This is a genomic window from Epilithonimonas xixisoli (assembly GCF_004365655.1).
GTDB classification, from domain to species: domain Bacteria; phylum Bacteroidota; class Bacteroidia; order Flavobacteriales; family Weeksellaceae; genus Epilithonimonas; species Epilithonimonas xixisoli.
Window position 1 is genome coordinate 798594 of sequence record NZ_SOEO01000003.1, and the last position, 12738, is coordinate 811331.

The 12738-nt window shown below is 36.1% G+C and carries 10 protein-coding genes; 5 read left to right on the top strand and 5 right to left on the bottom strand.

The window, feature by feature from the left end:
• Positions 1-134: 134 nt before the first annotated feature.
• Positions 135-1214 carry a sensor histidine kinase gene (locus B0I22_RS15610; RefSeq protein ID WP_133946434.1) on the bottom strand — a complete coding sequence of 360 codons (1080 nt, stop codon included), beginning with the start codon at positions 1212-1214 and terminating at the stop codon, positions 135-137.
• 31 nt (positions 1215-1245) lie between these two features.
• The gene (locus B0I22_RS15615) at positions 1246-1923 is read right to left on the bottom strand and encodes a response regulator transcription factor (protein ID WP_133946436.1); all 678 of its coding nucleotides are present in this window, start codon (positions 1921-1923) and stop codon (positions 1246-1248) included.
• Between the two features lie 204 nt (positions 1924-2127).
• Here B0I22_RS15615 and B0I22_RS15620 point away from each other — a divergent pair, with 204 nt between their 5' ends.
• The 4 genes from B0I22_RS15620 to B0I22_RS15635 all read left to right on the top strand — a co-directional run bounded on the left by B0I22_RS15620 (position 2128) and on the right by B0I22_RS15635 (position 8380).
• Positions 2128-3798 (top strand): glutamine--tRNA ligase/YqeY domain fusion protein, encoded by a 1671-nt coding sequence (locus tag B0I22_RS15620; RefSeq protein ID WP_133946438.1) that lies wholly within the window; start codon positions 2128-2130, stop codon positions 3796-3798.
• Between the two features lie 113 nt (positions 3799-3911).
• Positions 3912-6329, top strand: a complete 2418-nt coding sequence (locus B0I22_RS15625) for a DUF5916 domain-containing protein (RefSeq protein WP_133946440.1) — start codon at positions 3912-3914, stop codon at positions 6327-6329.
• A gap of 245 nt (positions 6330-6574) precedes the next feature.
• Positions 6575-7726 carry an MFS transporter gene (locus tag B0I22_RS15630; protein ID WP_133946442.1) on the top strand — a complete coding sequence of 384 codons (1152 nt, stop codon included), beginning with the start codon at positions 6575-6577 and terminating at the stop codon, positions 7724-7726.
• Between the two features lie 174 nt (positions 7727-7900).
• Complete coding sequence (locus B0I22_RS15635; RefSeq protein WP_133946444.1) at positions 7901-8380, top strand: GIY-YIG nuclease family protein; 480 nt, start codon at positions 7901-7903, stop codon at positions 8378-8380.
• Between the two features lie 12 nt (positions 8381-8392).
• Here the strand turns inward: B0I22_RS15635 and B0I22_RS15640 are convergent, their stop codons facing one another.
• Positions 8393-9007, bottom strand: coding sequence for an alpha-ketoglutarate-dependent dioxygenase AlkB family protein (locus tag B0I22_RS15640; RefSeq protein WP_133946446.1), 615 nt, complete (start codon positions 9005-9007; stop codon positions 8393-8395).
• On the bottom strand, positions 9007-9462 hold the full coding sequence (locus tag B0I22_RS15645; protein WP_133946448.1) for a nuclear transport factor 2 family protein: 456 nt from the start codon (positions 9460-9462) through the stop codon (positions 9007-9009). Before B0I22_RS15645 ends, B0I22_RS15640 begins: the two co-directional genes overlap by 1 nt.
• 150 nt (positions 9463-9612) lie before the next feature.
• Here B0I22_RS15645 and hisS point away from each other — a divergent pair, with 150 nt between their 5' ends.
• Complete coding sequence (gene hisS, locus B0I22_RS15650; RefSeq protein ID WP_133946449.1) at positions 9613-10968, top strand: histidine--tRNA ligase; 1356 nt, start codon at positions 9613-9615, stop codon at positions 10966-10968.
• 3 nt (positions 10969-10971) lie between these two features.
• On the opposite strand, the gene B0I22_RS15655 is transcribed toward hisS, so the two are convergent.
• Complete coding sequence (locus B0I22_RS15655; protein ID WP_133946451.1) at positions 10972-12714, bottom strand: helix-turn-helix domain-containing protein; 1743 nt, start codon at positions 12712-12714, stop codon at positions 10972-10974.
• Positions 12715-12738: the final 24 nt, after the last annotated feature.

Here is a 12738-nt window from a genome sequence, read left to right on the forward strand (position 1 = left end):
TTACTTTAACTTTTATTAGCTTGATTGATGTTGCAAATATAAAACAAATGAATTTTCAGGAAAGTTTCTGAGAAATTTTTTTTCAAAAAAGATTTTTATAAATTCAGCGATTTTGGAAGCCATTTACTATTGGTTTATGGCAATTTTGGTTTCTTGATTTTTTCCTGTGGCGATTTATCTAATTTGAATTTGAATTTAGTTCCTGAGAGATAGACACTTTCCACATTGATGGGTTGCTTGTGCGCTTCCAAAATGTGTTTCACGATGGCAAGACCAAGTCCCGAGCCTCCATCTTTTCTGTTTCGGCTAGATTCTACACGGTAGAATCTTTCGAAGATTCTTGGTAAGTTTTCCGGTTTTATGCCCATCCCGTTGTCCTCTATGGAAATATGAATGTTTTTCATCCCTTCTCTTGTCGCCACAATGATTTGCGCTTCCTCTCGGTTGGCGTATTTTACAGCATTGGAGATTAGATTGATGAGAACCTGAGAGATTTTCTGCTTGTCTGCAAAAACGAAAAGCTGAGATTGCGTCGTTTGCAGTTGCATGGTCATAGATTCCCGTTCTGCTTCCAGATCCAAAAGATCAAAAATCTCCTGAATCAAATGATTGATGTCAAAGCTGCTGAATTTCAAATCAATCTGTCCGGATTCGAAACGGTTGATCATATCCAAATCTTTCACAATATTCAGCAGACGTTCTACAGATTTGTCAATTCTCTCCAGATATTTGTCTCGCACGTTGAGATCTTCTACGCCACCGTCCCGCAGGGTTTCTATGTAGCCTTGGATAGAAAAAAGCGGTGTTTTCAGTTCGTGGGAAACGTTACCAATGTATTCTTTCCTGTAGTTTTCCATTTCCATCATCATGTCCATTTCGGCATTTTTCTGATTCATCTCGTGCATTTTTTCGCCGAGTTCTTTGAAACTGAAATCTGTGTCGTAATCGTGTATGATGTCTTCCGGAAGGATATTGGTGATTCTCCGGATCTGATTTTTACTGTAGAAACTGAAAAGGAATTCTAGAACAAAATAATTGAGAACAAACAAAAAACACAGTGTAAACAGTAAAAAAAAGTTGAAGTTTCTGGTTTTGAAGTAAACATCGTTGGTGTAAAATTGAAATAATAAAACAGCAAAGCCCACCACAATTACCAATAGTAATGATGCGGCGGCAGACAGCCAATTGATTTTTACAGCATTTTTTATTCTCATTTCAAAAAAAAGATTTTCTTTTCAGAAAACCTTAAACTACTAATTTATAACCTATTCCTTTTAGAGTCTGTATCGTGTGGATGCCCAGTTTCTCTCTTAATCTTCTAATGTGAACATCAATTGTTCTTTCGCCTACGATGACATCATTGCCCCAAACTTTTTCCAAAATCTCTTCTCTTTTGAAAACCTTTTCTGTGTTGGAAGCCAAAAGATACAACAGATCAAATTCTTTCTTCGGAAGGAGAAATTCCTCTTTTCCTTTTGAAACCTTGAAATTATCTTTATCAATGATGAGATCTCCAAGTTCAATATAATTAGCATTTTCCTGAGATTGCGCACCCAATTGTAATAGAGCCGCAACTTTGGAGATTAGAACTTTCGGTTTGATTAATTTTACAATATAATCATTTGCACCAGCTTGATAACCTGCTAATTGTGAGAATTCTTCGCTTCTTGCGGATAAAAATACAATCAAAGTTTTTTGTAATTCTTTCAGTTTACGAAGGTCTTGGCATGTTTCGATTCCGTCTTTTTCCGGCATCATTACATCCAAAAGGATAAGGTCTGGAAGGATTTCCTTAGCTTTTACAATTCCTTCATTACCATTGCTGGCGGTAAAAACCTGATAGCCTTCTTTTTCCAAATTATAAGAGATGATTTCCAGAATATCCTGCTCATCATCAATTAAAAGGATTTTTTTACGATTCATTTCGATTTATTAATTATCCCAAAATTAAAAAAAAATGAACGGTATATCACTAATTGTTTAAAGTTCACACAAATTTAACATTTACAAAACAATTAATTTCCGTTTTGATGTCATTTTCAATATCCATATTCCTCTATTTTTATGAGTAATATTCGTTTTATTTTTTGAGGAAATTAAGTTAAATTTGCACTTCAGTTTCAGATTATGGAAGAAGAAAAAAAATCACTCAATTTTATTGAGCAAATTATAGAAGACGATTTGGAAAACGGCTTGGACGCGTCTCAACTGCGTTTTAGATTTCCACCGGAACCAAACGGTTATCTTCACATTGGTCATACAAAAGCAATCTGCATCAACTTCGGTTTGGGTCAGAAATATGGTGCGCCCGTTAACCTTCGTTTTGATGATACCAATCCAGCCAAAGAAGAGCAGGAATTCGTAGATTCCATCAAAGCAGACATCGATTGGTTGGGTTTCAAATACGACCAGGAATTGTACACTTCAGATTATTTTGAGCAATTGTACAATTGGGCTGTTGAAATGATCAAAGAAGGGAAAGCTTATGTAGATGAGCAATCTTCTGAAGACATTACTGCTCAGCGAAAAAATCCTTTTGAAGTTGGAGTTGATTCGCCTTTCCGCAATCGTCCAACAGAAGAAAGTTTGGCGCTTTTCGAAAAAATGAAAAACGGAGAATTCGAAGAAGGCGCAATGAGTTTGCGTGCAAAAATCGATATGACTTCCCCGAATATGAATATGCGTGACCCTGTGATGTACAGAATTCTAAAAAAACCACACCACAGAACCGGCGAAAAATGGAAAATCTATCCGATGTACGATTGGGCGCACGGAGAATCTGATTATATCGAGCAAATTTCACATTCTTTATGTTCATTGGAATTTGAGAATCACCGTCCTTTATACGAATGGTATTTGGATCAAGTTTATGATAACGAAAGCGTTGCGCCAAAACAAAGAGAATTTGCAAGGATGAACGTTTCTTATATGGTGACTTCTAAAAGAAAACTTCAAAGATTGGTTCAGGAAAATATCACTACAGGTTGGGACGACCCAAGAATGCCGACGATTTCTGGATTGAGAAGAAAAGGTTACACGCCAACTGCGATTAAAAATTTCATTGAAAGAGTAGGTGTTGCTAAAAGAGAAAATCTGATTGATATTCAATTACTTGAATTTTGTGTGAGAGAAGACCTTAACAAAGTGGCAACACGTGTAATGGCGGTTGTAAATCCAGTTAAACTCATCATCGAAAATTATCCAGAAGATAAAGAAGAATGGTTGGAAACGGAAAACAATCCTGAAGACGAAAATGCAGGTTCTAGAAAAGTGCCTTTCTCAAGAGAAATTTATATCGAAAGAGAAGATTTCAAAGAAGAAGCAGACAAAAAATTCTTCCGTCTAAAATTGGATGGTGAGGTTCGTTTGAAAGCTGGTTACATCATCAAAGCTGAACGTGTTGAGAAAGATACAAATGGCGAAATCACAACCATCTACGCAACTTATGATGAAGATTCAAAATCGGGTAGTGGAACGGAGGCAAGTCTTAGAAAAGTGAAAGGAACGCTACATTGGGTTTCTGCAAAACACGCTTTACCAATCGAAATCAGAACTTACGAAAGATTGTTCACGACAGAACAACCGGATTCGGAGAAAGATGTTGATTTCATTCAATTCATCAATCCACAATCGTTGAATGTAACGCATGGATTTGCTGAACCAAGCTTGAAAGACGCCACTTTGGACGACCATTTCCAGTTCCAAAGAATTGGTTATTATATTAAGGACAGAGATTCTTCCGACGAGACGTTGGTGTTCAACAGAACGGTAACGCTTAAGGATGGTTACAAGCCTTAATTAGGAAAGAAAATAAATTATTATATTGAAAATCAGTCATTTGGCTGATTTTTTTTGTTTTGATGTAATAGATTTGTTGTGTGCTTTGTCTAATCTCAAGAATAAGCTCTACTATGAAAACTAAATTTGGCATTCTCGCATTGATTCTTTTTTTTGGACAGATTTCTGCTCAGAAAGTGATTGCTTCAGACAGCATTGTCAGACGACAAATGAATGCCGTACGAACCGATAAATCCATAAAAATTGATGGAATCATAGACGAAGAAGTTTGGTCAATGGCTAGCATTGCAGACAAATTCATAGAGTTTCAGCCAGCGAACGGAAAGCTGGAATCTGAAAATCAAAAAAGCGTAGTGAGAGTTTTGTATGATGATACTGGAATCTACATCGGTGCAACGCTTTATGACAATGAACCAGATAAAATTGCCAAGCAGTTGACAGAAAGAGATGTCATCAACAATGATGATTTTTTCGGCGTTTTCATCAATGGATATAATGACAAGCAGCAGAGTTACGAATTTATCGTCACCGCTGCCGGCGTTCAGTTCGATGCAAAAGCGACCAACGATAATGGTGAAGACGACACTTGGAACGGAATCTGGTACAGCGACGTTAAAATCACAGATAAAGGATGGAATGTTGAAATGAAAATCCCTTATTTTGAATTGAGATTCCCAAAAGATAATATTCAACAATGGGGCGTGAATTTCTTTCGAAATATCCAACGCCAACGCAAAAAACTCTCTTGGAATCACATTGATAATACAAAAGGAAATATCACATTGTATGACGGAATCCTTAATGGAATCGAAAATGTGAAAACCCCAATCAGACTTTCTTTTACTCCATATTTCTCCACTTATGTCAACAGTTATGACGGAAAAACCGAAATGAATGTGAATGGCGGAATGGATTTGAAATACGGAATCAATGACGCTTTCACCTTCGATATGACATTGATTCCTGATTTTGGACAAGCCAATTTTGATAATTCAATTTTAAATTTAACACCATTTGAACAACAGTTTGCAGAACAGCGTTCATTTTTTATGGAAGGCACGGAACTTTTTAGCAAAGGCGATATGTTTTACTCGCGAAGAGTTGGTGGTGAACCGTCAATTTATCCAAATATTAATGATAATGAAACCGTGACAGAATATCCCGGAAAAGTGAAATTATTCAATGCTTTCAAAATTTCGGGAAGAACTAAGAAAGGTTTGGGAATCGGAATTTTCAATGGTGTAACTGAAAAAATGGAAGCAACGATTCAAGATAATCTGACGGGACAAACCAGAAAAGAAACTGTTGAACCTTGGACCAATTATAATGTCTTGGTTTTCGACCAGCGATTTGGCGGGAATTCTTCCATCACTTTGGTCAACACAAGCACGATGAGAATGGGCAATTTCCGAGATGCCAATGCGACAGGTTTGCTTTGGAATATCGCCAACAAAAAGAATACCTACAATTATTACGGAAACCTTAAAGGCAGTTGGGTCAAAGAAGATGGGACAACTTTTGGAGCACGAGGAAGTGTTGGTTTGGGTAAATTTTCCGGGAATCACCGTTTCGAAGTGAATGCGAATGCAGTAGATAAAAATTGGGACATCAATGATTTGGGATTCTCAACGTTGACGAATTACGGAAATCACAACGCTTGGTACGGCTACAGAATCCTTCAGCCAAAAGGAAAACTCAATAATATGTATCTTAATTTCAATCTAAATTATTACCACAGATTGGAACCTTTTCTGAATCAAAAATTAGTTTTTAACAACAATAACTCATTCACCAACAAGAAGTTTCAAACTTTTGGAGGCGGTGTAGAGTTCACGCCTTACGGAGAAAAAGATATTTATGAACCAAGAACTTTCGGACGACATCTCAACGTTCCAGGTTATTTTGACAGTTGGTTATTTTTCGAAAGTGACAGCCGGAAAAAGCTTCTGTACAACGTATCGCTCGATTATTATGCGTACGACCAAAAGGGCAGAAATCAGGTGATTCCATCATTGTATCTGCGTTACAGAGTGTCCGACAAACTGAATCTCATTTGGAAATTCAATCCGGTTTTCAGTAATAACGAAGTTGGTTTTGCAGGACGAAACGCTGACGAAATTTATATGGGAAGACGTCAGCGAAATACCTACGAAAACTCGGTGACGGGACAATACACTTTCAATAACAAAATGGCGCTGTCATTGGCTTTCCGTCATTATTTTTCAGATGTTACTTACAAGCAATTTTACAGTTTGGAGAACGATGGAAGCCTGAACGAGAACACGACTTACAATCCAAATCTCGCCGGAACTTACAATTCTTGGAACGTGGATTTGCGCTATTCGTGGTGGTTTGCGCCGGGAAGTCAGCTCACTTTGTTGTACAGAAATGCAACCAGCAATTATTTGGAAGTTTCTAGAATGCGATTCAAAAATAACTTCAACGAACTTTTTGATGCGCCGATGATCAACAATGTTTCGCTTCGAGTGACATATTTCTTGGATTATAACAGAATCAAGAATTGGTTTTAAAATTTGGGCAGCTTTTCCGCCTTCCACTCCCGCTATTTTTTGCCAACGCAATTCCAACAGCAAAAAATGAGCTTCGTTCAAGTCGGGCTGCAGATTCAAAATGTTTTGAAATTTTGTTATATAAATAGATGATTTCGGATATTATTGTTAACCCAATTTAAACAATAGTTTAATTTAATAACACCATTCGATATTATGAATCCATAAAACTTGGCTTTCCATTTTAAAATAAAGACTTTTGCAAAATGGATAAGAGAATACTTCCGCTGACACTTGGCGGATTGGCAATTGGGACTACAGAATTCGTAATTATGGCACTTTTGCCCGACGTAGCAAAATCATTAAACATCTCGATTCCCCAAGCTGGACATTTTATTTCTTCTTATGCAGCAGGCGTAGTTGTTGGCGCGCCAATCTTGGTAGCTTATGCTGCAAAGTTTCCTCCCAAAAGAATTTTGATTTTCCTGATGATTGCCTTCACCATCTTCAACGGATTGTCGGCTTTGTCCAATGATTATTACACGATGATGATTCTGAGGTTTATGTCCGGATTGCCTCACGGTGCATTTTTCGGTGTTGGGATTGTGGTTTCATCCCGATTGGCAAAACCTGGAAAGCAGGCGCAAAGTATTGCGATGATGTTCGCTGGACTTACGCTTGCTAATCTCGCGATGGTTCCATTTGTCACTTGGCTCGGACATCAGCTCTCGTGGCGATATGCTTTTGGCGTCGTTTCATTGATCGGATTAGTCACGATTCTTGCGCTTAAATTTTTGCTTCCTTATATGAACAGTCTGCGAACTGTCGGTTTGAAAGATGAATTGGAGTTTTTCAAAACCATCAAAGCCTGGCACATCATTTCGATTTCAGCGATTGGATTTGGAGGTTTGTTCGCGTGGTTTAGTTACATCACCCCTTTGATGACCAACGTTTCAAAATTTCCAACAGATTCTATCGCTTACATTATGGTTTTGGCAGGTTCTGGTATGGTCGTAGGTAATTTCTTAGGTGGAATAATGTCAGACAAAATGCGTCCGGCTTTGGCAGCTTCTATTCTTTTTACCGCAATGATTTTAGCTTTGATCTGTGTCTTTTTCTTTTCAGAAAACAAAATTATTTCTTTGGTTCTTACCTTTATTTGTGGGGTTTTATCGATGTCTGTCGGAACGCCAATCAACATCATTATGTTGCGAACTGCCAAAAATTCTGAAATGATGGCTGCTGCAATTATGCAAGCCGCTTTCAATATTGCGAATTCTCTTGGTGCATTTTTCGGAGGATTGCCTTTGGAATTTGGCTTGACATACAATTATCCGTCCTTGGTTGGCGCCGGATTATCTATCCTTGGACTTTTGCTTTGTCTTGGATTTATGAGAAAATATAAAGCGGTAATTTAAGTGTTCATATATTCAAGCTCCAATAGGAGCGAACTGTTAGTAGAAAATGTAATTAAAAGAAAAGCGTGCCGTAGGTACGCTACTTTTTTTATATATTAGAATTAATAATAAAATAAGAATTTTGTCAAATCGAAAATCTTCTAGGTTTCAAATAATTTATAAAACAATAGTAAAATGAGGATTAATTTTACAAATCAAAACCATAAAGAAATTATTGAATTGTATGCTATAAAAGATGAAGAAGAAGAGAGAGCCTCACAAACATTTACAATGAATTTGACGTACGGAATTATTCCTCGTTACTTATATTTAATGAAGATACAAAATGAAAATATTTATAAAATTGGAATTACAAATAATCTGAATAAAAGACAAAGTGAGCTTCAAACAGGGAATCCATATTTTATAAATATTGTTTTTGCTGTAGAAGCTGATTTAACTGATTATTTTGGTAGAGAAATTATTTACTTGGAGAAATTTTTACATAAAAATTATTACGAACGAAAAATTCATAGGGAATGGTATAGTCTAACAAAAATGGATGTTTGTAAAATTTTTCTATTCTTAACAACAAGTATTTATGCAAGAGAACTACCTGATATAATTCCAGGAACAGGACTATTAGAGGATGTATTAGAAAATTGTAGGAAATAAAAGTGAAACAAACTATTTCTTTTTGTCTATTGTCCTAAAAGTAAGGCTGATTCTCGGTTTAATGATTCTCGTGGTCGTAGGCAATCTGTGAAGCCAGAATTTCTGCGTTGTATCTTTCATCATCAAAAGACTTCCGTTTTCCAAGATTAATGAAACTAATTCTTTTGAAGTTTTATGTTTGAAATTGAATTTTCTTTCTGCCCCAAAACTTACAGAGCTGATGGCACCATTCTCCTTCAAATCCTTTTCGCCATCACTGTGATAGGCCATTCCTTCTGATCCGTCGTGATATAGATTTAAAAGACAAGAATTAAAACTTTCGCCACTTACAGATTCAATTTTTTCTTTGATTTCCAATAATGTTTTATTCCACGTAAGAGCCGTTTTTGTCCGTCCGGAATAGGTGTAACTGAAAGGCTCATTTCCATACCAAGCGACTTTTCGTTTTGTCTCGATGAGTTTTCCGAAGATGACGGCTTCATCACTTTTCCAATCGATCTCAGTCATTAATCTGTTGAAATAATCGTTCGCTTGTTCCTCAGAAAACACTTTTCCATAGTAAGAAGTCACGCCATCGTAGGGCAGGATATTTTCTATTAATTCAAATTGGTCGTCAAAAAGGCTCATTATTTTGCTTCTTCAAAATTGTCGTAATAAGTATAATCTTTAGTGATTTTTCCATTTTCGATGGTGAAAATAGTAGAAATTGGAAGTTCAAATTTTGATTGGTCCGGCGCAGTTCCTGTTGAAACAAATTCAACAATGATATTTTTGTCTCCAGAAGGATAAACCTGAATCACTTTGTCCTTCAAATCCGGAAAAACCTGATTGAGCTCCGTATATTTTTTCACAAATTCAGCTTTGGATTGTTTCACGATTCCATTTCCGAAAGATGGGTCTTTGAATTCTGCATTTTCAACATAAAGTTCAGAAAGTTCTTTCCATTTGTGCTCATTAAAAAGTTTGAAATAATTCTCGATCAATTTTTCATTCTCAGCTTGAATATTCTCATTGGAATTATTACAAGAAATCACCATTGCACAGAAAATCATTCCCGAAATTAGAATTTTGATGGCCTTCATTTTATTTGGTTTAAGGTTCTAAAATACGATTAAGTTTTCAATTAATGATAATTGAGAAAGTTTAGCCTTTCAAATTTCCAATCCTTATTCTATAAATCCTTATTTTTGCAGTCGATTATCAATTATCAATCATCATTTATTTATTATAAAATGAAGCCGAGCTTAGCAAAAGGAACGAGAGATTTTACCGCGAAAGAAGTTTCCAGAAGAAAATATATCATCAATATTTTACAGAATAATTTCGAACTGTTTGGATTCCAGCCTTTGGAAACGCCAAGCTTCGAGAATCTTTCTACCTTGACTGGAAAATATGGCGAAGAAGGCGACCGATTGATCTTCAAAATCTTGAATTCCGGCGATTATGCTTCAAAAACGAATGATGAAGATTGGGGAAGTAAGAATTCTCAAAAATTAATTTCTCAAATCTCAGAAAAAGCCCTTCGTTATGATTTAACAGTTCCTTTTGCGCGTTTTGTTGCAATGAATCAAGGGCAATTGGCTTTTCCTTACAAACGTTATCAGATCCAACCAGTTTGGAGAGCAGATCGTCCTCAGAAAGGGAGATTCAGAGAGTTTTACCAGTGCGATGCAGATGTTGTGGGAAGTACAAGTCTTTGGCAGGAAGTCGAGTTGTTGCAATTGTATTTTAAATCTTTCAAAGATTTAAATTTAGCGGTTTCAGTTCATATTAATAATAGAAAAATCCTTTCCGGAATTGCAGAGTATGCAGGAATTGCTGACCAATTAATTGACTTCACAGTTGCGCTTGATAAATTAGATAAAATCGGAAAAGATGGCGTGACAAAAGAAATGCTGGAAAAAGGAATCTCCGAAGAAGCAATCTCAAAACTGGATTTCCTTTTCAATCAAACCAATGATGCACTTGAAAATCTATCAAACTTAAAAGAAAAATTCCAAGGAAACGAAACTGGTTTGAAAGGTGTTGAAGAATTGGAATTCGTTATCAAAAATGCTTTAGAATTGGGAATTAATTCTGAAGATTTGGTTTTTGATATTACACTTGCCAGAGGTTTGGATTATTACACAGGCGCCATTTTCGAAGTCAAAGCGAAGGATGTCGCAATGGGATCCATCGGTGGAGGTGGACGTTATGATAACCTGACAGAAGTTTTCGGCGTGAAAGATGTTCCCGGAATTGGAATTTCTTTTGGACTGGACAGAATTTATCTTGTAATGGAAGAGTTAGGAATTTTCCCAGAAGATTCTGACGTGAAAGTGAAATATCTCTTCGCCAATTACGGAGAAACCGAATCTATCGAAGCTTTGAAATTAATCTCAAAATTAAGAGCAAAAAACATCTCTGCAGAACTGTATCCAGAAGCTTCAAAATTGAAAAAGCAATTCACTTACGCTGAGAAAAAAGGCATTGAAAATTTGGTTTTCCTTGGCGAACAAGAGATTAAAGATCAGACAATCACTTTTAAAAATCTGGAATCTGGTGAGCAGAAAACCATCAGCTTTGCAGAATTTTTAGATCTTAACTAAATTTTAGCAATCCGGAGACTTTTCCATAGAAGTAGGATTTTCCGGATTGTTGATTTCCTTTTTTCTGTTCTTGATGAAATCGGTTGGTCGGATTCCATTAATTTCAAAAAACAAATCCGAAAAGTTCTGCCGCGATGCAATTCCACATTCTTTTGCAAGACTATCAATCGTGTAATTGAGATAGATGTTCTTCTCAAACAAAAGGCAAGTGATGTGTCGGATTCTGAGGTCGCCAATGTATTTGTTGAAGTTCATTCCCTTTTGCTCGTTGATCACGTGTGAAAGATAATTGGAGTTGGTCTCAAACTGAATCGCCAGTTTCTGAATCGTAAGACCTTTTTGGGTAAACTGCTTTTTATCTTCGAAGTTTTTCAGCTTTTTGAGCAGATCTTGCTTTAATGACTGCGTGATTTGACTTTTCTTATCGTCGTAAGTTTCTGTATTTGTGGTGGTTGTTTCCGTATTTTTATAGTTTTCGGTCCGTAGTTTTTCCTCCAGTTCGCTGTATTTTACGACCGTGTTTTTTTCTTTTTTGTGTCTTTTTACGAGAATCCAAATCAGTCCACCAGCAATGATTACGAGGCAAAGAATGAGAAAGCCGCCCCAGGTATTTGCTTTTTCCAGTTTTCCTTTTTCCTCCAGCAAGGTGTTGGTGTCATATTCCCGATGGATTTTCAGCGAGATGTAGGCAAAATCTCTGGAGATAATGCTGTCTGCTTTCAAGAGTTGTGTGGTGTAGTACAGTTGTTTTTCCCGATCCTTATTTTGTTTGGAATAGTTGATGAGAAGCTCATAGTTTTCTCTCAATTCTGGTAAGATGAATTCATGTTTATTGAAAATAGAATCAATTTTCTTGAAATTCGTGATCGCCAGTGAATCGTTGTTCAAAGCTTTGTAACTTTTTCCAATGTAGAAATAATTGAAAGATTTCCAGGCAAAATCATCTTTCAGCAATCCTAGAGATTCTTCCAAATAAGAAATTGAGGATTTGTATTTGGTATTATTGTATTCCGAAACACCTTTGCATTTCAGGAAATAACTTCGCTCTTGCAGGAAGTCTTTGTTATTAAAAGTTTTGAGTAAACCAATATTGACAAGGGAATCTGCTTTCTTGAAATCGTTGAGGTTTCTGTAGCAGATAATCATCTGGTGCAAGCTGTTGAGGTAGCCTTTTTGATTGTTGTAAATTTTATTCTCCTTGGTTGATGAGTTACCGATGGATTCTGTTTCAAAATGTTCCAAACATATTTTAAAAAGCTCCAAAGCTTCTTCGTGATAACCTAAATAATTTTTAACAACACCTAAATGGTAAGATATTTTATTCTTTAAATATAAGTCGCTGGAGTTTTTAGAATATTTGTAGGCCATCAGATATTCATCCAGAGCCAATTTGTATTTTTTTTGCTTGGCGTAATAGATACTTCCCCGCAAAACATACGAAGAAGATATTCGGTCATCGCTCTTCGATTTGTAAGCCGCATCTATACAGCTATCTGCATATTGAAGCTTTTTTTGTACTGATTTGGAATAAAAAGTAGCGTCTTTGTAGGCCTGGAAAAGCTCATCATATTTTTTCTCTTCCTTAGCTTTTTTTATGTAGGGTTTTAAATATGAAAAAGCCTTGGAATTGCCTTCTTCAAGAAATTGATATTTTTCTCTATAATAATCGTAGGTTTTGGGATCTGTGTCTTTGGAAAAAACACTCCCATAAAAAAAAATCGATATAATAAAGAAGAAAAATTTCATTAAAAGAATTTTAAATCTTCATCA

Excerpts from the sequence above, each read along its gene's own strand:
- B0I22_RS15610 (WP_133946434.1), bottom strand. The coding sequence starts at position 1,214 with ATGAGAATAAAAAATGCTGTAAAAATCAATTGGCTGTCTGCCGCCGCA.
- B0I22_RS15615 (WP_133946436.1), bottom strand. The coding sequence starts at position 1,923 with ATGAATCGTAAAAAAATCCTTTTAATTGATGATGAGCAGGATATTCTG.
- B0I22_RS15620 (WP_133946438.1), top strand. The coding sequence starts at position 2,128 with ATGGAAGAAGAAAAAAAATCACTCAATTTTATTGAGCAAATTATAGAA.
- B0I22_RS15625 (WP_133946440.1), top strand. The coding sequence starts at position 3,912 with ATGAAAACTAAATTTGGCATTCTCGCATTGATTCTTTTTTTTGGACAG.
- B0I22_RS15630 (WP_133946442.1), top strand. The coding sequence starts at position 6,575 with ATGGATAAGAGAATACTTCCGCTGACACTTGGCGGATTGGCAATTGGG.
- B0I22_RS15635 (WP_133946444.1), top strand. The coding sequence starts at position 7,901 with ATGAGGATTAATTTTACAAATCAAAACCATAAAGAAATTATTGAATTG.
- B0I22_RS15640 (WP_133946446.1), bottom strand. The coding sequence starts at position 9,007 with ATGAGCCTTTTTGACGACCAATTTGAATTAATAGAAAATATCCTGCCC.
- B0I22_RS15645 (WP_133946448.1), bottom strand. The coding sequence starts at position 9,462 with ATGAAGGCCATCAAAATTCTAATTTCGGGAATGATTTTCTGTGCAATG.
- hisS (WP_133946449.1), top strand. The coding sequence starts at position 9,613 with ATGAAGCCGAGCTTAGCAAAAGGAACGAGAGATTTTACCGCGAAAGAA.
- B0I22_RS15655 (WP_133946451.1), bottom strand. The coding sequence starts at position 12,714 with ATGAAATTTTTCTTCTTTATTATATCGATTTTTTTTTATGGGAGTGTT.